Genomic DNA, 18982 nt, shown 5'->3' on the forward strand with positions numbered 1-18982 from the left:
GGTGTTGTCCCCATCGCGACACACCCACCGCGGCGCGGCCCCCGACCCATTGACCCCAACCACCCCCGACTGCCCCGAGCTGTGCGGGGCCCCCCCCCCCGGGGGGCCCCCTTCCCATGCCACCCGCTATCCCGGGCGGCGAACGACCGCTTGAGCGACGATGACACGCTGCCCGTTGAACGTCACCGACGGCGACCCGTGCAGCTCGTACCCCAGCTCAAGCGCCTCACTGACCCGCCGGCAGAACGTCTCGTCATCCGGCCCGGTCAAAACCCGATACCGCGGAAGCTCCCCTTTTTCACCCATCCCCCGACCCTAGACCGGCGCCGCAATCGCGCGTCAGAGGCGAAGCCATGTGGAGAGAGCTGATCGAGCGGCTGTACGACGATGCGGAGTTCGCCGCGCCCGCCACCGACGCGGCCATCGATGACATCGAGCGGCGGCTGGGGCAGAGAGTCCCGGACGAACTGCGAGAGGTGCTCCGAGAGACCGACGGGGTCCTGGGCGACTACGGCTCCGGACTGGTGTGGCCGGTGCACGAGATCATCGACCAGAACACGGAGTTCCGGCAGAACGCCGCACTCGCCGCTCTCTACAAGCCGTTCGACCAGTTCATGTTCGTGGGAGACAACGGCGGCGGGGACCAGTTCGCGTATGTCCTGCCGACTGGAGAACGCCCCGGCGGCGTCTTCGTCTGGGATCACGAAACCGACGAACGCATCCGAGTCGCCGACTCGCTGAAGGCCTACCTGGAGTCGCGGGCGGCCGCGGACGGCGACGACTGGTACAAGTAACGGTCCGCCCGAGGCGCGCCCGCATTACCCGCATGCCACGCCCCGACGACACGCGGGAGCGTCTTCGGGCGTGAGCACCCTGGGGTGCCCTAACCGCTGACGACCGTTCGCGCCAACGTCACGAACAACGCCTACTCTCCCCCTTGTGTCGACGAACATCGAACCCACCGAACCAGACAAAGAACAAGCCCTCGGCCGGGTCGCGTTGTGGCTGGACCCTGATGATCTCCGCTGGCTCGCAGAACATTGCTGCTGTGGTGCCGACGCGGCAGAAGAAGCCGAGGACCGGTGCCTACGACTCCGCTTCCGTGCAAGCGCTGCTCTCCATAAAGCCAATCTGGGACGATGACGAGGGTGGAGCCGCGCAACAGCAGCACACGACTCCGGCGAGACCCGTCCGGTGGGCGTGGCGCGGTGCGAGGTACGGCCTAGCGTCGGGCTGCGCAGCGGCTTGAGCGCCGTTTCGGGCGCTGGCTGAGTTTTCAGGCACGCTGAGCCCGGGTCCACGCTCTGGTGCTACGCGCATCTCATGCCGTCGAGCTGCGATTGGGTGCGCAAGGCGTCGATGACACCTGGGGAACGATTCCGGGCACGAGTGCCCTGGATGTGCCCTCTCGGAGCTGCGGTCCTGGTCGGGGGTGGGTGCGGTTAGAAGACCGAGATGTGGACGTGGTCGTAGTGGTTGGCGGTTACGCCGCCTCGGTTCTCCATGGCGCGCCAGCCGGGGCTGCGGAGGTCGTAGATGCGTTGGCGCCAGATGATGTACTTGATGCCCAGGGCGCTCGCGTGGGCGATGGCGTAGGCGGCGGTGCGGTCGCCCAGGGACTGGGCGCTGCCGGAGGCCATGACGCCGCCCGTGGTCACCATGAAGTCGCAGGCGTGGCCGGTGCCGTGGTCCTGCGGGTCGCCGGTCTGCCGGACGCAGCCGATCGTGGGGAAGGGGCCCATCTCCAGGTCCAGGGTGTTCTTCACCTTGAGCATGCGCGGGGTGACGCCGCCCATGCCGACGCTCGGGGACTCGGGCTTGTACTTCTTGACCAGGGACTGGATCTGCGACTTGCGCCGCCTCAGGTCCTTGATCTCCTTGTTCAGCTCCGTCATCTTCTGCTGGGCCGCCTTGCGGGCCGCGAGCTGGTCGTTGACGAGCTTCTGGATCTGGGCGACCTTACCCGCCTTGTTCTGGGCGAGATGGCTGACCAGGGTGGCGTTGCTCAGCAGGTCGGAGGGGTCGGCGTCGGCCAGGAAGGTGACGGTGGGGTCCTCGCCGTTCGTCATGTACTGGGACGCGGCGAGCTGGGCGACGACGCCGCGGGCCTCCTGGAGGTCGCGCTGGAGGTCGTTGGACTTGTCCAGCGCCTTCTTCGCGGCGTACTCGGCGTCCTTCAGCTTGGCGAGGTCGCCGCCGTACTCCTTGTCGAGCTGCTCGATCTGGCGGTTCAGCCTCGCGAACTTGCCGCTGTCGCCCGGGTCGAGGGGAAGGGACGCCGGCGCGGCCGCGGACGGCGTGGCGGAGGCGACCAGGGGAACCGCGGCGGCGAGGGCCACGAGAGCCGCGGCGGCGCGTCGCCGGCCACGGCGGCGGTCTGCGTGCCGACGGGTGGAGGCGGGGGTCTCCACGTGTTCTCCTCTCGTCATGGCCGAAGGTCAATGAACGTTAAAGAGCCGTCTGCCTCGCCAAGGGTAGACCCCTGCGGTGGTGGGACGAGGCCAAGGCGCGAGATGCCCGGCTCCCTTGCTGGGAGCCGGGCCATCCTACGTGACGGGACTCACAGCTTGCCCTTCCACAGGAGCCTGTTGGGCTGCGAACGCAGTCCCTTGAGGGTGTGGGTGGAGTTGTCGTTCAGCACCTTCTGCACCGTCGGGAACGTGGCCTTCGGGTGGGTGGACAGGTAGAGGGCGGCGACACCGCTGACGTAGGGGGCGGCCATGGAGGTGCCGCTGAGCGCCTTGCTGCGGTTGCCGGGCCAGGTGGAGTAGATGCCGTAGCCGGGGGCGTTGATGTCGACGCACTTGCCCCAGTTGGAGAACGAGGCGCGCGTGTCGGTCTTGGTGGTCGCGCCGACCGCCATGACCCAGCCCGCGCCGGCCGGGGAGACCTTGCACGCGTCGGCGTTCTCGTTGCCGGCGGAGACGGAGGTGAACACCCCGGACTTGGACAGGTTCGTCACGGCGGTGTTCACCGCGGTGGACTTGGGTCCGCCGAGGGACATGTTCGCCACGGCCGGCTTGACGGCATGGGTGCGCAGCCAGTTGGCGGCGTCGACGATGTCCGACATCGAGCCCTCGCCGTTGCAGTCGAGGACGCGGACGGCCCGCAGCTTCACGGACTTGGCGGCGCCGTAGGTCTTGGAGCCGATGATGCCCGCGACGTGGGTGCCGTGGCCGTTGCAGTCGCGTCCGTCGCCGTTGAACCTGCTCGCCGCCCAGGCGATCGAGGCGCGGCCGCCGAACTCCGCGTGCCTGACGTCGATGCCGGTGTCGACGACGTAGGCGTTCACGCCCTTGCCGGACGACTTGTAGGTGTAGGTCTTGGACAGCTTCGCCGACCGCTGGTCGATGCGGTCGAGCCCCCAGGGCAGCGGTGCGCGCTGCGTCGTGGTGGCCTTGACGATCTGGTCCTGCTCGATCGCGGCGACGCGGTCGTCGCGGCGCAGCTTGTCCAGCTGGTCGGCGTTCAGCCGCGCGGCGAAGCCGTTGAGGACGCCGTCGAAGCGCCGGACGCCCGTCGCCTTGACCTTCTTGGCGGCGGCGTCGGTGGACGCTCCGGACTTCAGCGTGACGATGTAGCGGCCGGGGACCGGGGTGCCTTCCGCCGCCGTCACCTTCACCAGGGACGACGCGTCGTCGGCGAGCACCGGGAACGCCGCGGCGGCGCCGAGGCACGCCGCGACCGAGCCGACGAGCAGCAGCCTTCGGTGGACAGCCCGCATACCCCTCCTTCTGCCGGGGAGCGCGCGGAGGCGGTCCCGCCCATGATCGATGTTTTCGATCGAGGGGAAACCCTAGCGGAACTGTCCTGATATGAGTCGACAAATTGGACGTATTGCCAAAGGTGGCAGAAGGAGGTCAGGCCCGGCTGAGCCGTCCGCCGTAGCCGAGGTTCGTTCCCGGCTTCGTCCACGTGTACTGGAGCGTCCCGTCCGGCTGCCGGGTGACCTGGACGACCCCGGACGTGCACGGCTTGCCGATCTCCAGGTTCATCCTGAGCGCGCTCTCGGTGCCCCGCGCGAGCCGGAGGGTGCCGTTGCAGTTCTCCCGCGGGTACAGGGCGCGCCCCGTCGTCCCGCCGGTCTCGAACGTGATCTGCACCGGGAAGGACGCGTTGCGGCCCGTGTTGACCACCGTCCCCTTCCACGTCCCCGCGAAGGAGGCCGGGATCGTGGTGACCGGGCGGTTGTCGGACGTGTTGGTGCTGTCGGGCGGCGACCCGTCGTCGTCGGCCTTCAGCTGGGGCCACAGCACCAGGGCGATGATGGCGATGCCGACGCTGACGCCGATGACCAGCGACAGCGCCAGGCCGAGGACGTGGTTGCCGGGCCGCCGCATCTTCGCGAGGGCCGCGAAGGGCGAGGAGCGGACCGGGGAGCGGTGCCCGCCGCCGCCCTCGCGGCCGTGGCCCAGCCCCGGGACGAGGGGGTTCGGCGCGGTGGGGTCCGGCGGGGCGGGCATGTCGACGGAGTCGAAAGTGGTGGTCCGGTCGGCGTCGAAGATGGCGGTCCGGTCGCCGCCGACGGCGTCGAACCGCGCGGTCTGATCGGCCTGCTCCGGCTCGCCCGCGCGGGCGAGCTGCTCGGTCCGGTTCGGGCCGACCGCGTCGAAGGTCGCGGTCGCCTCGAACGCGGCGGGATCCAGCTCGGCGGCGGGCGGCTCGGGCTGCGGCTCGTGCTCCGGACGCGCGCGGCGGGAGCGCGCGAGCTTCCCGAGCAGCGGCACGGAAGGCGATGCGGACTCCAGCGGCGGGCCCACCGGCGGGCCGGGCGGCGGCCCTGGAGGCGGGCCGGGAGGCGGGCCGGGAGGCGGGCCCGCCGGCGCGGCGGGGCCTGGCGCGAACCCGGCCGGGGGCGCCGCTCCCATGGGGCTGCCCGGGACGTTCACGGGCGGACGCGGCGGCGGCGCGACCCGGGGAAGGGTGTGGCGGACCATCACGCCCGTCGCGAGGGCCCGGCCCTCCTCGACCATCGAGGCCGGCAGGCGCTCGACGAGCTCGCCGCCCGCGCCCAGCAGTCGTTCGAGGATCGTCCTGGCCATCGGGCGTTCGGCCGGGTCCTTGACCAGGGCGGCCGTCACCACCTCGCGCAGGGAGTCGGGCACCGCCGACAGGTCGGCCTCGTCGTAGACGATCCGCTGCATCACCTCGGACGGCGAGCCCTCGCCGAACGGCGGCCTGCCCGCGGCGGCGAACAGCACGGTCGACGCCCACGCGAACACGTCGGCGGCGGGGCCGATGCCCATGCCGCTGAGCTGCTCGGGGGACTTGTAGGCCGGGTCCTCGGTCATGTGACCGCGGAACGCCACGTTCACGGCCTCCATGGCGTGCGCGATGGCGAAGTCGCTCATCCGGGGGCCGCCACGGCCGAGGAGGACGTTCCCGGGTTTCAGGTCGTGGTGGACGGCGCCCGCGCGGTGGACGGCGGCCAGGGCGATCGCCATGCCGACCGCGACGCGCTCGACGACGGCGAAGCCGCGCGCGCCCTCCTCGTCCACGAGCTGCTGGAGGGACGGCCCGTCCACCCACTCGCTCACCACGTAGGGGCGGTCGCCCTCCACGTCGGCGTGCAGGATCGCCGCCGTGCAGAACCCGGAGACCTTGCGGGCCGGGGCGAACGCGTCGGCGAACCGCGAGCGCGCGACCGGCTCGCCGCTCAGCCGCACGTGCAGGACCTTCACGGCGACGGGGTGCCCGGAGGGGTCCCTGCCGAGGAAGACGGCGCCCTGCTCGCCGACGCCGAGCCGTCCCGTGATCTCGAACGAGCCGAGCCGTCTCGGGTCGCCCGGCTGCAGGGGCAGCGCCTCGGGCATCTGACGAACCTCCGTCTCCTCCGGGGACGGCGTCCCCGGCCTCCCCGTCTCCTGCACCCCCATGCCTGGCACCGGGGTCCTTTCTACCGCCTGCGCGGTACCGAGGCTGACCCGGTAGCGTCATGCGCGATGCCGCGAACACCGCTTTCCTCCGCCGTCCTGAACGAGCAGCGCGCCGCGCTCGGGCTGGCGCCCTACACCGGCCCGGACGAGCCCGCCGCGCTGCGCCGCGCGGCTCTGGACACGGTCCTCGCCGGCGTCGAGTCGGGCGGCGCCGAACCGAGCCGTCCGGTGGTCAGGGGAGCGGTGCGGTACCTGCTCGACCGGCTGGCCGAGCTGGCCCCCGGCCGTTCGGTGGAGGTCCGCGTCCCCCCGCACGCCGCCGTTCAGTGCATCGACGGCCCGCACCATACCCGGGGTACGCCACCGAATGTGGTGGAGATGGACGCCGCCACCTGGATCGCGCTGGCCACCGGCCGTCTCACCTGGCAGGACGCGACCGCGAACGGACGGGTGCGGGCGAGCGGCCCGCGCGCCGACCTGACGCCCCACCTCCCGCTGCCCCTTGGCTGACGCTCCTCGACGGATGGGCCCCTCGACTCGGCGGGGAGGCGCGCATAGCGTGCGCGGGTGACGCGCGCCCTACCGGAGGTGATCCCGTGCTGATCGCGCACTGGACGTTCGACGCCGGCACCGTGGACGGCCGCCGGGCCGCCGACACCGCCGGAACCGCCCCCGCCGCCGAGCTGGCGGACGGCGCCCGGATCGTCCCGGGACGGGACGGGGAGGCGCTGTCGCTCGGCGAGCACGACCGCGCCGTGATCCCCGGGGCGCCGCAGCTCGTCCTCAGCCAGATCTTCGGGTTCAGCCTGGCCTTCTTCGTCCGGGTCGACGAGGGGCCCACCGGCGAGTGGCGCAGCATCCTCTACAAGCCGGTCGCCGAGAACGACGCGCGCGGCCTCGGCCTCTGGCTGTACCCGGACGCGATGAGGCTGCGCGTCCAGCTGTTCACCGTCAAGGGCCCCGGCTACGTCGACAGCCGGGCCCGGCTGACCGTGGGCGGATGGACCCACGTCGCCTTCGTCGTGGACACCCGGGGCATGGCCCTGCACATCGACGGCGAGCAGGACTCCGCCGCCGCGCTGGAACACCCCGTCGTCACCCCGGCCGGGCCCGTCTACCTGGGCAGGGAGCCCGCCAAGCCCGGCTTCGGCGGCCTCGTCGACGATCTGCGCGTGTACGCCTCGGCGCTCGGGCAGGAGGCCGTCCGCGCCCTGGCGGACCAGCCGGACGGTTAGACAGGGCAACTAGGGGCCGGCGTGAGCGAACGGGAACTCGCGTTCGACGCAGTGCCGCCGCGCCAGGTCGTCCGGATACCGGGCCGCGTCCCCGCACTGGGCCGCTTTGCTCAGCAGCCAGAAAAGCGTCCCGGATCCGATCAGGAGGGCGACCGCGGAGCAGGCCACCCCGACGAGGGCGGGGCGCCGGTCGGGGTCGCGGCGCACGAGGGACACCGTCCCGAGGACGAGGCCGGCGAGCGCCGGGATCATCCCCGCCAGGCACGCCGCGAGCCCGGCCAGGCCGAGGATTCCGAGGATCTGCGCGGCGCGTGCCAGGGTGCTCCGCCTCGCCGGGGCGGGGGGCGAGTGGGTCCGGTACCCGGGCATGGTCATGCGTTCCTCCATGGGTCGTCCCCAGATTCCCCCGGACCGCGAGATCCCCGTGGTTCCGGGGAGTAAAGGTCCGTTAAGAGATGCCACCGATCGGAGCAGGTGAACCGGGCATCTAGACTGGCGAACGTGCCTCTCCGTGACGGACGTCTGAGCCACGACATCGATCCCTCCGACCGCGCTCCGCAGGACGCCTGCGGCGTCTTCGGCGTCTGGGTTCCCGCCGAGCAGGCGGCCCGGGCCGAAGTGAGCAAGCTCACGTACTACGGGCTGTACGCGCTTCAGCACCGCGGGCAAGAGTCGGCGGGCATCGCCGTCAGCGACGGCTCGCGCATCGTCGTCTTCAAGGACATGGGCCTCGTCGCCCAGGTCTTCGACGAGTCGGTGCTGAACACGCTGCGCGGCCACATCGCCGTTGGCCACTGCCGCTACTCCACGACCGGCTCGCCCACGTGGGAGAACGCGCAGCCCACGTTCCGGTCCACCGACGACGGCGGGCTGGCGCTCGTCCACAACGGCAACCTCATCAACACGCCGGAGCTGGCCGCGCGGCTCGCCCCCGGCGAGCTGACCGCCACCACCGACACCGAGGTCCTGACCGCCCTGCTCGCCGCCCGCGGCGAGGGCGGCGGCGTGCTGGAGGCGGCGCGGGAGATCCTTCCGGCGACCCGCGGCGCGTTCTCCCTGGTCTTCATGGACGAGGGGACCCTCTACGCGGCCCGCGACCCCGAGGGCATCCGGCCGCTCGTGCTCGGCTCCCTGGAGGACCGGGGCTGGGTCGTCGCCTCGGAGACGGCCGCCCTCGACATCGTCGGCGCCCGGTTCGTCCGGGAGATCGAGCCGGGCGAGCTGATCGCGTGCGACGGCCAGGGCGTGCGGTCCGAGCGGTTCGCCGAGGCGCGCCCGAAGGGCTGCCTGTTCGAGTACGTGTACCTGGCGCGGCCCGACACGACGATCGCCGGGCGCAGCGTCCAGGCGACCCGCGTCGAGGTCGGGCGGCGGCTGGCCCGCGAGCATCCCGTCGAGGCCGACATGGTCATCCCGACGCCCGAGTCGGGCACGCCGGCCGCGATCGGCTACGCCGAGGCGTCCGGCATCCCCTACGGCCAGGGCCTGGTGAAGAACTCCTACGTCGGCCGGACGTTCATCCAGCCGTCCCAGACGATCCGCCAGCTCGGCATCCGCCTGAAGCTGAACCCGCTGCGGGAGGCGATCGAGGGCAAGCGCCTGGTCGTGGTGGACGACTCGATCGTGCGCGGCAACACCCAGCGCGCCATCGTGTCGATGCTGCGCGACGCGGGCGCCGCCGAGGTGCACGTGCGGATCTCCAGCCCGCCCGTCTCCTGGCCGTGCTTCTACGGCATCGACTTCGCGACCCGGGCCGAGCTGATCGCCGGGAACCTGTCGGTGGAGGAGATCCGCGACTCCATCGGCGCCGACTCGCTCGGCTACATCTCCCTGGACGAGCTGATCTCCGCCTCGCACATCGCCAAGGACAACCTGTGCCGGGCGTGCTTCGACGGCCAGTACCCCATCCCGGTGGAGCAGGACGCCCGCGGCAAGCACCTGCTGGAGGCCACCCGATGACGGACCGCCCGACGACCTCCTACGAGGCCGCAGGCGTCGACATCGCGGCGGGCGAGCGCGCCGTCGAGCTGATGAAGTCCCGGGTGGCCCGTTCGCGGCGGCCCGAGGTCGTCGACGACGTCAGCGGGTTCGCGGGTCTCTTCGACGCCTCGGCCCTGCTGCGCTACAAGCGGCCTCTGCTCGCGACGTCCACGGACGGCGTCGGCACCAAGGTCGACCTGGCGCGGCGCCTCGGCGTCTACGACACGATCGGGCACGACCTGGTCGGCATGGTCATCGACGACCTCGCGGTGTGCGGCGCCGAGCCGCTGTTCATGACCGACTACATCGCCTGCGGCAAGGTCGTCCCGGAGCGCGTCGCCGACATCGTCGGCGGGATCGCCGACGCGTGCGCCCTGGCCGGCTGCGCCCTCGTGGGCGGCGAGACCGCCGAGCACCCGGGCCTGCTGGGGGCCGACGAGTTCGACGTGGCGGGCGCCGGCACGGGCGTCGTCGAGGCCGACCGGATCCTCGGGCCCGAACGCGTGCGGGCGGGCGACGTCGTCCTCGCCATGGCGTCGTCCGGCATCCACTCCAACGGGTACTCGCTCGTCCGGCACATCCTGGCGACGACGGACCTGACGCTGGAGACCCGGACGGCCGAACTCGACCGTCCGCTCGGCGAGGAACTCCTCACCCCGACGCGCATCTACGCCAAGGACTGCCTGGCCCTGGCCGAGACCGGTGCGGTCCGGGCGTTCGCCCACATCACGGGCGGCGGGCTGGCGGCGAACCTGGCCCGGTCGCTTCCGCCGGGGGTCGACGCCGTGCTGGACCGCTCGTCCTGGGAGGTCCCCGCCGTGTTCCGCCTGCTCCAGGCGCACGGCGACGTGCCGCAGGCCGAGATGGACAAGACGTTCAACCTCGGAGTCGGCATGGCCGCGATCGTCGCCCCGGACCGCGCCGACGAGGCGCTCCGCCTGCTGGCCTCCCGCGGCGTCCCGTCCTGGACCCTCGGAGAGATCACCGAAGGCTCCGGCGCCGCGACGCTTCGCTGACCGGAGGCCCCTGGCCGGCCCTGTCCGACCCTGCGGACGGGGCTGAACGGGACGCTGAGGGCCTCCCAGACCTGTCAGGTCATGGAGGGGCATGCCGGACACCCCAACGTCGCCCGTGGGGTCGCTCAGCGTGAGCGCCGGTCCCACGGGGCGTGTTCCGACCCAAGACAAACGCCACCGCCCGGCGATGCGGGCGGTGGCGTTCGTCTGCCGGTCAACCGGAGGTGCCGTCCTTGCGGGGCTCCGTGCCGTAGTCGTCGGCGTAGTCGGCGTACTTCTCGGCGAGCTCGTCATAGGAGTCTTCGCCGGAGTCGCTGACTCCTAGTTCATCCTTAAGGCGGTCGAGGTCCGTGTTGCCGGTGCTGTACTTGAGCTGCCGGGCAACCTTCACCTGCTTGGCCTTGGCTCGGCCGCGACCCATTGGCTCGACCCCCTCGATGGTCAGGGCTTTCGTGGGCCCATCAACGCGCGCGTGTACCACACGAACCGGTGCCTGATGAGCCATGCGTCAGTCACGGGTACAACCGTACCCGTTTTGCGCCTGGCTCGGTACATCGACGGTACGTGGCGGCGCCCCTGTTGCTGATGACAACAGTGTATCCGGTGGTCACGTCAACGTGGGAAGGCCACCGTGGGACGGTCGTACGCCGCCCCGCGGTGGCCCTCACAACGGTTTTGCAACGGTCTAATCAGGTCTAGGAAACCCACACCCGGACCGAGCCCTCCGGGAGCTCGGAGCCGTCCGGGCGCTCAGAGGAGGATGCCGCGCAGCCTGCCGACCTCCGACATCCGGCGCTCCGCGAGGCGGTCGGCGGCCACCGCCGGGGGGACGCCCTCGTCGGAGGCCAGCGCGAAGATCTTGCGAGTGGTGTCGTAGATGCCCGCGGCCCGGGCCTTGGCGCGGTCGAAGTTGAAGCCCTCGATCTCGTCCGCGACCTGGATCACACCGCCGGAGTTCACCACGTAGTCGGGGGCGTACAGGACGCCGCGGTCGGCGAGGCGCTTCTCCACGCCCGGGTGGGCGAGCTGGTTGTTGGCGGCGCCGCAGACGACCTTGGCCGCCAGCACGGGCACGGTGTCGTCGTCGAGGGAGCCGCCCAGCGCGCACGGCGCGTAGACGTCGAGCTCCGTGCGGACCATGGCGCCGGTGTCGGCGACGACCTCCACCTCGGGGTGCAGCGCCCGGACGCGGTCGACGGCGGCCTCGTCCACGTCGCAAATCACGACGTCCGCGCCGTCCTCGCGCAGGTGCTCCACGAGGCGGTGGCCCACCTTCCCGACGCCCTCCACCCCGACCCGCCTGCCGCGCAGCGTGGGCCGGCCCCACACGGTCTCGGCCGCGGCCCGCATTCCCTGGAACACGCCGAACGCCGTCAGGATGGACGAGTCCCCGGCGCCGCCGTGCGCGACTGTCCGCCCGGTGACGAAGCGGCACTCGCGCGCGACGATGTCCATGTCCTCGCTGTAGGTGCCCACGTCGCACGCCGTGTAGTACCGGCCGTTCAGCGACTGGACGAAACGCCCGTAGGCCCGCAGCATCGCCTCGGACTTGTCCGTGGCGGGGTCGCCGATGATGACGGCCTTGCCGCCGCCGAGGTCGAGCCCGGCGAGGGCGTTCTTGTACGCCATGCCCCGGGACAGGTTCAGCACGTCCGCGAGGGCCTCCTCCTCGGAGCCGTACGGGTAGAAGCGGGTGCCTCCCAGGGACGGGCCGAGCGCGGTGGAGTAGATGGCGATGATCGCGCGCAGACCGCTGGCCTCGTCCTGGCAGAAGACGACCTGCTCGTGTCGGGGTTCGGTGCCCTTGTGGGGCGCCCCGAAGACATTAGGCACGGTAGTGCCCTCCTCTCTGTCTCTAAGATCAGCCTAGGGCGCGCGATGGCGCCACGCCCGACCGGATCTCATGTCACGATGCGATGGTGCTTCCGTACGCGGCGTACCTACGGGTTTATGAACCGGTGACCGCCTTCCCGGAGCCCGCGCGGACCCTGTGGACGGTCTACGCCGACTCCAGGCGCCGTCCCAGGCGGATCCACGCGCTCGGGGCGGAGCACCGGGAGTCCGTGCTCAGGCTGACGGGCTCGCCGCCCGAGGTCGTCCCGGAACGCGAGAGCAGGGACGCCTACGTGCGGCGCCTGGAGGACATGGTCTACGTGTGCCCGTGGGGCACGCGGCTGCGGTCCTGGCTGGCGTTCGAGCGCTTCAGGGACGAGCACGCGGCGGGCGTGGCGGCGGCCTTCGTCCCGCCGCCCCTGTCCGAGCGGGTGCGGAGCGACTTCGAGCAGTGGAAGAACGCCGGCCGGTCCCTCCGCCCGCACATCCTGACGAGCACCTGGCACATCCCGCTGGACTGGTTCGTGCCGTTCGCGCGCGGCGAGCGGAGCCTGATGCTCGGCACGCCGGGGACCGGGTACCGGCCGGCGGACGACACGGCCGAGGAGCTCGCGGCCCACGGGCCGGCGACGGCGGCGCCCGCGCGGACCCTGGTCTACGTCACCTCGATGGGGGAGGCCCGCCACCGGGTGGCGGCCGCGCTCCCGGTGGTGCGCGAGAACCTCGGCGAGGGGGCGGAGGACGTCTACCTCCTGTCGGCGGGGCGGCTGGAGACCCTCGACCGGTGGCTCGGCGAGTTCCATCCCCGCGCGCTCGTGGAACTCGACTACGGCGGGCTCGTCCACCTCCTGGACGACGCCACGCTCCGTACCGACGAGTCGGTCGCAGAGATGACCGTGGCCCTCACCGGGATGGAGCGAGGTGAGGTCGAGCTGACCGTCGCGATGTACAAGCGTCTCCTGGCCCGCTGGCGCCCCGTGCGGGCGCTGGAGGCCGCGAACTAAAACAAATTTCCCGAATCCGCGCGCGATACGACTATACGTGTCGCTAGAATCACGCAGCGTGACCCAGCAGCCACCGGACATGCACACTTCCCCGCTCTCGCGGGGATGTTTGCACGCAACTACCGCCAGGAACTTGCTTGTTGCGCTGAGTGGTGGCAAGGTTACACGTTGTGATGTCATAGTGGCTCTTTCGGGCCATAGGGGACATCAGTGACCACGCGAGGATCAATCGCAGGATCGCTGTCATCGGTCCACGGAGGAGAGGCCGCAAACATGTCAGCACGTACGCCAGAGGCCGAGCCCCTGCTGACGCCGGCGGAGGTGGCGACGATGTTCCGCGTCGACCCCAAGACCGTCACGCGCTGGGCGAAGGCGGGAAAGCTCACGTCGATCCGCACGCTCGGCGGGCATCGCCGGTACCGCGAGGCGGAGGTGCGGGCGCTGCTCGCGGGAATCCCGCAGCAGCGTTCGGAGTAGACACGCCGACCGGCGGGGCTCCGAGGGAGCCCTCCGGACGCACAGCGCAGGAGGGGGGCGGCCAGGAGGCTTTGGAACGGACCTCGCACCCGAGTCACGTGCGGGGACCCGCTCGGTGTCTCCTGGCCGACACGGGACCACGGTCATCCGAGAACCGTCGGTCCCGGACGCCGAAGCCGCACTGTCCCCGGAACGGGCACCAGTCCGCCCGCTCCGGGGGCAGAGCGCGCTGCCTTCGGGCGACGGAATGCTGTTCCGGGGGTTGTGTCCGGTTGTGGACGCAGCCGAGTTGGATGTCCGAAACTCCGCGCACGTCAACGCGATAACCGCAGGTCGAGCGGTTACTGGTTCGTCTCCGGGCGGCTAAGGGTTCATCTCTTCGTGGGCCAGGCGCTCGAACAGGGCGCCCGTGCCGGGGTCGTGCCTGCCGGAGACCTGCATGATCACCACGAGCTGGTCGACCAGCAGCCGCTCCAGGTCGGGGCGGGCCACGTCGCGGTTCTCCAGCCAGTCCAGGCCGGCGGTCTCCACGGTCGCCATCCAGCAGCGCAGCGTGATGCGCAGGATCGGCGGCGGGACGTCGACGTCCAGCGAGTGCAGGATCCGGTCCAGCAGCAGCCGGCGGATCCCGTCCACGATCTCGCCGGCCTCGCCCGAGCGGTCGGCCGGCCCGCCGCGCAGCAGCGCCGTGTAACCGGCCGCGTGGCTCTCCACGAAGTCGAAGTAGCGCTTCAGCGAGATCCGCAGCCGTTCGAGCGGCTTGCCCTCCGTGGGCGGTTCCAGCAGCACCGACAGGTGCTTCGCGGCGCTGCCGAGCGCCGCGATGTACAGCTCGTTCTTGCCGCCGAAGTAGTGGTAGACCAGCGCCCGGGAGGCGCCCGCCTTCGCCGCGACGTCGTCGATCGAGACGTCCTCGGGCGAGCGCGTGCTGAACAGCTGCAGCGCCGCCTCGATCAGCTCGTCCCGCCGTTCGTCCACGCTGAGTCGGCGACGGCCGCGCCCGCCGCTCGGCCGGGTGCGCGCCTTCGCGCCGGCCACCGCACGATCTCCCACCTGGGCAGGGTATCCGAGCCGGACGCTGTCAGGGCCCACACCGAGCGGGCCGGACGCGGGCCCGCCGCCGGTTCCCCGCCCCGGTTGTGATCCAGAACACCACAGGCCCGAACCACCATTGTCGGATGCCCGTTACTCACTGTCGCGGCGCTATGGGGGGAAGGCGCGGCATCATGGCATCTCCTCCTGAGCGGAGGGCGGCGCGCCGAATACCCCTCCGGGGCGCCGCCGCGGCAGGTCCTGCAGGTTCCCCTGGACGGAGCGCCATGTCAGCTGATGAAGCAAATCCCCCGCACGGCATGCTGGGAGAGGGCGCGGTGCCTCGGCCGCGCAACGAGCCCTCTCCCGCACCGCGCGACGAGGGCAAGACGATGCCCGCGCCGAAACCGACGATCCGCAATGTCGCTGAACGCGCCGGAGTGTCCAAATCGCTCGTCTCGCTGGTCATGCGAGGGTCACCGCACGTGAGCGAGCGCCGCAGGCAGGCCGTCCTGCAGGCCGCCCGGGAGCTCGGCTATCGCCCGAACGCGGTGGCGCGCAGCCTGGTCGAGGGGCGCACCCGGCTGATCGGCGCCATCGTCGCCGACCTGCACAACCCGTTCTTCGCCGAGTTCCTCGACGGGCTCCAGGAGAGCCTGCACGGCGCGGGCCTGCGGATGCTGGTCGGCAGCGGCCGCTGGGACCCGATGTTCGAGGCCGAGGCGGTCGAGGCGTTCCTGGAGATGCGGGTGGACGGGCTGGTGCTGCTCAGCGTCGTGCCCGAGTCGCTCAAGGAGGCCGCCGCCAGCGTCCCCGTGGTGGTCGTCGGCGAGCGCGACGTGGTCGGCGTCGACATCGTGGTGGACGACGACGAGCTCGGCGCGAGCCTCGCGGTCGACCATCTCGTCCAGCACGGCCACCGCCGGATCGCCCACATCGAGGGCGCGCGCTCCACCACCGCGCGCTACCGCCGCGCCGGCTACGAGAAGGCGATGCGGCGGCACGACCTGGCCGGCGAGATCGTCGTCGAGCCCGGCGACTTCACCGAGGACGGCGGCTACCGGGCCGCGCTGTCCCTGCTGCGCCGCGACCCCCGGCCGACCGCGATCTTCGCTCCCAACGACCTGGTCGCCACCGGGGCGCTGTCGGCCGCCGACGAGCTCGGCATGCGGGTCCCGGCGGACCTCTCGATCGTCGGCTACGACAACACCCACCTCGCGGCGATCCGGCACATCTCGCTGACCAGCGTCGACCAGCCGCGCCGTGACATGGGCCGGGTGGCCGCCGAGATGCTCACCGCGCGCATCGGCGACCCGCCCCGCGCCCCGCGGCAGAAGCTGGTCGTCCCGCACCTGGTGGTCCGCTCGACGACGGGGCCCGCTCCCGTCCGGTGACCCCGCCTGTGCCGCGCCGCAGGACGACCCCCCGCCTTCCCCTCGCTCCCACCGGCCCCGTGCGTGCTGTGATCCGCGCGTCGTGACGCCTGCCGCTCGGCCGCGCGACGCCGCGCCCCGCGCCGCCGCCCCGCGCCGCCGCGGCCGTGCTCCCGAGGCCCGTCGTTCCGGTGGCCCGCGGCTCACGTGACCCGCGCGCAGCGCCGCGCATCGCGCCGGCGTCGCTGGGGCCGGTCATGGGCGGGGTACGGGGACGGTCGATCGTTCCACGAGACGGTGTGCGCCGGGTAAGGGGCAGGCCAAACCTGCCGCATTCGCCGGGACGGGGCCCGCGGCCAGGTGGTTAATGGGACTTCACCGTCGGCGGGCAGCCCCTGGCGGCCTCGCGGAAGGCCGCCGGGCCGGGCCGGGCCGGCGGTCGGGAGAGGGTCCGTTCACCCAGAGGAGAACAGGTCGTGCGTGATCCGGAACTGGTGTCGTGCGCGCAGCGCGCGGCGAGCGAATTGGAACGCGCGTGGTCGGAGTGGCGGCACGCCCGCGGCCTCGCCGAGCAGGTGTCGGAGTCCGTCGCCAGCTACGTGGCCCACTCGATCGACCACCCGTGGGGCCGTCCCCGCGTGGTCCTCGGCCTGGACGCCGACGAGGCGCGCGCCCTCGCGGCCCTGCTGGGCAAGGAGGACCCGCTGCGCGGCTGATTTCCCCGACTCCGTTTGACGAACCTGCGCCGGTGTGCAGACTGTCAGGGTCGGTAACGAAGTCATCACGGAGGAAAACGGCCTGTGCGAATTCATCGGGGCGGCCCCGCGGTCGCCGGTATCGCGCTGTGCCTGGGCGCGCTCGTCGCGTGCAACGGTTCCTCCGGAACGTCCGGCGGCGAGGCGGCCGGGCCGCCGACGGCCGGGGCTGCGTCCCCGGGCGCGAAGGGCGGGAAGTCGCCCGCGTCCGCCAAGGGGGACCCCACGTCGCTGGACGGCAAGGTGATCGTCATCGACCCCGGGCACAACGGCGGCAACGCCGACCACCCGTCGGAGATCAACCGGCAGGTGAAGATCGGCAACGGCAGCAAGGCGTGCGACACGACCGGGACCGAGACCAAGGCCGGCTACACCGAGCACGCCTTCACCTGGGACGTGTCGAAGCGGCTCGCCGCGATCCTGAAGTCCCGGGGCGCGAAGGTCTCGCTGACCCGCAAGGACGACAAGGGCGTCGGCCCGTGCGTCACCGAGCGGGCCGCGCTCGGCAACCGGCTCAAGGCCGACGCCGCGCTGTCCGTCCACGCCGACGGGGCGTCCGCGTCCGGCCACGGCTTCCACATCATCGAGCCGCTCTCCATCGGCCGGAACGCCGAGATGGTGTCCGCCTCGTCCGCGCTCGGCGAGGCGCTGCGGAACGCCTACCACGAGGGCACGGGCATCCCGTACTCCAACTACCTCGGCAAGAAGGCCATCGACCGGCGCGACGACCTCGGCGGGCTCAACATGTCGACCGTGCCGAAGGTCTTCATCGAGTGCGGCAACATGCAGAACCAGGGCGACGCGGACAAGCTGTCCAGCGCGTCCTTCCGGCAGCGCATCGCCGAGTCCCTGGCCGAGGGCTTCCAGACCTACCTGGGCTGATCCCGGGCTGATCGCGGACAGCGATCCGGGACGCGCGCCGGGCCCGCAGCGGGCAGGATGAGCGGATGCCTGATCTTCGTCGTGTGCGCGAACTGCTGCTCGGAGCCGGTTACACCGTCGCGGGGGTGCGCGAGTCGCTCGGCCCGGTCGCGGGCGGGGCGCTGGCGCGGGACGAGATCGTGCCCGCGCTGCGGGCGACGGCCGGCGGTTCGCCGGTCGAGGTGCTGACCCGGCTGTTCTGGCTCCAGGTGCCCGTCCCCGAAACCGCGGTCGCCGCGGACGAGCTGGCGGCGGCGGGGCTCGCCGAGGTGTCCGGCGGGCAGGTGCGGGCGCTGCTGCGCGTCGAGCCGCTGGAGGCGGTGGACGGCGACGGGCCCGCCGGTTACGCCGTCTCCGATCTGAAGGTGCGCCCCGGGGACGGGCGCGTCCCGGCGGACGATCACGTGGTGGGAACCGGAGGCGCGTCGGGCAGCCTCGCCGGGTTGGTCGTCCACAGGCCTGTGGACAACGTGCTCGATCTGGGCACGGGCTGCGGCGTGCAGGCGGTGCACGTGGCGGGCCGGTCGCCGGCCGCGCGCATCACCGCGACGGACGTGAACCCGCGGGCGCTGGAGCTGGCCGCGATGAGCTTCGCGCTGTCCGGTGTGGAGGGCGCCGAACTGCTGCGGGGGTCGTTGCTGGAGCCGGTCGAGGGCCGCCGGTTCGACCTGATCGTGTCGAATCCGCCGTTCGTCGTCGCGCCGCCCGGCGACCGGCGGTTCACCTACCGCGAGTCGGGGATGGCGGGCGACGACTTCTGCCGCCGGCTCGTCGGGAGCGCCTCCCGGTACCTGAACGACGGCGGGTATTGCCAGCTCCTGGCCAACTGGCTGCATGTCGACGGGGTTCCTTGGGAGGAGCGTGTCGGCGCGTGGGTGGACGGCTGCGACGCGTGGATCGTCCAGCGCGACGTTCAGGATCCGGCGGAGTACGCCGAGTTGTGGCTGCGCGATTCCTGCGAGGCGGGCACGCCCGAATACCGCGCCCGGTATGAGGCGTGGCTCGACGAGTTCGAGCGCCGGAACGTCACCGGGATCGGGTTCGGCTGGATCACGTTGCGGCGCAGCGAGCGCCCGGCCGTCCGGATCGAGGAGCTGCGGCACGCCGTCGATCAGCCCGTCGGCCCGTACGCGCACGACGTGCTGGACGGCCTCGTGAAGGCCGAAGAGTTTTCCACAGCCTGTGGACGGCCGCTCGCCGCGGTGCCGGGTCTCGTCCAGGAGCAGATAGGCCCGCCGGGCGCCGAGGACCCGGAACGGATCATCCTGCGGCAGGCGGACCGGCTCCGCCGCGCCGCCGGCGTCGGGACGGTCGAGGCCGCCCTCGCGGGGGTCTGCGACGGCGCCCTGCCGCTCGATCCGCTCCTGGACGCCATCGCCCAGCTCACCGGCATGGACCCCGGCGAGGTCCGCGCGCACGCCGACGCCGTCCTGCCGGAGCTGATCGCCGACGGCTTCTTCGCCTGACCCGGAGGCGCCGC

19 protein-coding genes are annotated in these 18982 nt (G+C 72.0%); 11 read left to right on the forward strand and 8 right to left on the reverse strand.

Annotation, left to right across the window (positions count from 1 at the left end; all coding sequences use genetic code 11):
* Window positions 1–126: 126 nt before the first annotated feature.
* On the reverse strand, window positions 127–306 hold the full coding sequence (locus AB0C87_RS27285; protein ID WP_345171108.1) for a DUF1737 domain-containing protein: 180 nt from the start codon (window positions 304–306) through the stop codon (window positions 127–129).
* A gap of 47 nt (window positions 307–353) precedes the next feature.
* Between AB0C87_RS27285 and AB0C87_RS27290 the strand changes: the two genes are divergently transcribed.
* Window positions 354–794, forward strand: coding sequence for an SMI1/KNR4 family protein (locus tag AB0C87_RS27290; protein WP_360580160.1), 441 nt, complete (start codon window positions 354–356; stop codon window positions 792–794).
* Window positions 795–1442: 648 nt separating this feature from the next.
* Here the strand turns inward: AB0C87_RS27290 and AB0C87_RS27295 are convergent.
* The 3 genes from AB0C87_RS27295 to AB0C87_RS27305 form a co-directional block, all read right to left on the reverse strand.
* Complete coding sequence (locus AB0C87_RS27295; RefSeq protein WP_345171104.1) at window positions 1443–2411, reverse strand: hypothetical protein; 969 nt, start codon at window positions 2409–2411, stop codon at window positions 1443–1445.
* 149 nt (window positions 2412–2560) lie between these two features.
* Complete coding sequence (locus AB0C87_RS27300) at window positions 2561–3724, reverse strand: S8 family peptidase (protein WP_345171102.1); 1164 nt, start codon at window positions 3722–3724, stop codon at window positions 2561–2563.
* 136 nt (window positions 3725–3860) lie between these two features.
* Window positions 3861–5813, reverse strand: coding sequence for a serine/threonine-protein kinase (locus AB0C87_RS27305; protein ID WP_360580162.1), 1953 nt, complete (start codon window positions 5811–5813; stop codon window positions 3861–3863).
* A gap of 129 nt (window positions 5814–5942) precedes the next feature.
* Here AB0C87_RS27305 and AB0C87_RS27310 point away from each other — a divergent pair, with 129 nt between their 5' ends.
* Both AB0C87_RS27310 and AB0C87_RS27315 read left to right on the forward strand, forming a co-directional pair.
* Complete coding sequence (locus AB0C87_RS27310) at window positions 5943–6386, forward strand: sterol carrier family protein (protein ID WP_345171098.1); 444 nt, start codon at window positions 5943–5945, stop codon at window positions 6384–6386.
* A gap of 86 nt (window positions 6387–6472) precedes the next feature.
* Window positions 6473–7111, forward strand: coding sequence for a LamG domain-containing protein (locus AB0C87_RS27315; RefSeq protein WP_360580164.1), 639 nt, complete (start codon window positions 6473–6475; stop codon window positions 7109–7111).
* 9 nt (window positions 7112–7120) lie between these two features.
* On the opposite strand, the gene AB0C87_RS27320 is transcribed toward AB0C87_RS27315, so the two are convergent.
* Window positions 7121–7486 (reverse strand): hypothetical protein, encoded by a 366-nt coding sequence (locus tag AB0C87_RS27320; protein ID WP_360580166.1) that lies wholly within the window; start codon window positions 7484–7486, stop codon window positions 7121–7123.
* A gap of 126 nt (window positions 7487–7612) precedes the next feature.
* Between AB0C87_RS27320 and purF the strand changes: the two genes are divergently transcribed.
* Window positions 7613–9070, forward strand: a complete 1458-nt coding sequence (purF, locus tag AB0C87_RS27325) for an amidophosphoribosyltransferase (protein WP_353833938.1) — start codon at window positions 7613–7615, stop codon at window positions 9068–9070.
* Window positions 9067–10107, forward strand: a complete 1041-nt coding sequence (gene purM / locus AB0C87_RS27330; RefSeq protein WP_353833937.1) for a phosphoribosylformylglycinamidine cyclo-ligase — start codon at window positions 9067–9069, stop codon at window positions 10105–10107. The genes purF and purM overlap by 4 nt, the downstream gene beginning before the upstream one ends.
* Window positions 10108–10321: 214 nt before the next feature.
* On the opposite strand, the gene AB0C87_RS27335 is transcribed toward purM, so the two are convergent.
* The gene (locus AB0C87_RS27335; RefSeq protein WP_149260363.1) at window positions 10322–10528 is read right to left on the reverse strand and encodes a DUF3073 domain-containing protein; all 207 of its coding nucleotides are present in this window, start codon (window positions 10526–10528) and stop codon (window positions 10322–10324) included.
* Between the two features lie 329 nt (window positions 10529–10857).
* Window positions 10858–11940 carry a Glu/Leu/Phe/Val dehydrogenase dimerization domain-containing protein gene (locus AB0C87_RS27340; RefSeq protein WP_360353956.1) on the reverse strand — a complete coding sequence of 361 codons (1083 nt, stop codon included), beginning with the start codon at window positions 11938–11940 and terminating at the stop codon, window positions 10858–10860.
* 86 nt (window positions 11941–12026) lie between these two features.
* Between AB0C87_RS27340 and AB0C87_RS27345 the strand changes: the two genes are divergently transcribed.
* Window positions 12027–12944, forward strand: coding sequence for a hypothetical protein (locus AB0C87_RS27345; protein ID WP_353833943.1), 918 nt, complete (start codon window positions 12027–12029; stop codon window positions 12942–12944).
* Between the two features lie 273 nt (window positions 12945–13217).
* Complete coding sequence (gene bldC, locus AB0C87_RS27350) at window positions 13218–13421, forward strand: developmental transcriptional regulator BldC (RefSeq protein WP_012850682.1); 204 nt, start codon at window positions 13218–13220, stop codon at window positions 13419–13421.
* 363 nt (window positions 13422–13784) lie between these two features.
* Here bldC and AB0C87_RS27355 read toward each other — a convergent pair whose 3' ends face one another.
* Entirely contained in the window at window positions 13785–14474 is a 690-nt protein-coding gene (locus AB0C87_RS27355; protein ID WP_345171085.1) for a TetR/AcrR family transcriptional regulator, read from the reverse strand.
* Between the two features lie 371 nt (window positions 14475–14845).
* On the opposite strand from AB0C87_RS27355, the gene AB0C87_RS27360 reads away from it, so the two are divergent.
* From AB0C87_RS27360 to AB0C87_RS27375, 4 genes are all read left to right on the forward strand, one after another.
* Complete coding sequence (locus AB0C87_RS27360) at window positions 14846–15847, forward strand: LacI family DNA-binding transcriptional regulator (RefSeq protein WP_345171814.1); 1002 nt, start codon at window positions 14846–14848, stop codon at window positions 15845–15847.
* A gap of 455 nt (window positions 15848–16302) precedes the next feature.
* Window positions 16303–16542 carry a hypothetical protein gene (locus AB0C87_RS27365; protein ID WP_089315141.1) on the forward strand — a complete coding sequence of 80 codons (240 nt, stop codon included), beginning with the start codon at window positions 16303–16305 and terminating at the stop codon, window positions 16540–16542.
* A gap of 84 nt (window positions 16543–16626) precedes the next feature.
* Window positions 16627–17463, forward strand: a complete 837-nt coding sequence (locus tag AB0C87_RS27370; RefSeq protein ID WP_345171083.1) for an N-acetylmuramoyl-L-alanine amidase — start codon at window positions 16627–16629, stop codon at window positions 17461–17463.
* Window positions 17464–17528: 65 nt separating this feature from the next.
* Window positions 17529–18968 carry a class I SAM-dependent methyltransferase gene (locus tag AB0C87_RS27375; RefSeq protein ID WP_360580169.1) on the forward strand — a complete coding sequence of 480 codons (1440 nt, stop codon included), beginning with the start codon at window positions 17529–17531 and terminating at the stop codon, window positions 18966–18968.
* Window positions 18969–18982: the final 14 nt, after the last annotated feature.

It is taken from the genome of Actinomadura sp. NPDC048021 (assembly GCF_040653135.1).
In the GTDB taxonomy this organism is placed as follows: Bacteria; Actinomycetota; Actinomycetes; order Streptosporangiales; family Streptosporangiaceae; genus Spirillospora; species Spirillospora verrucosospora.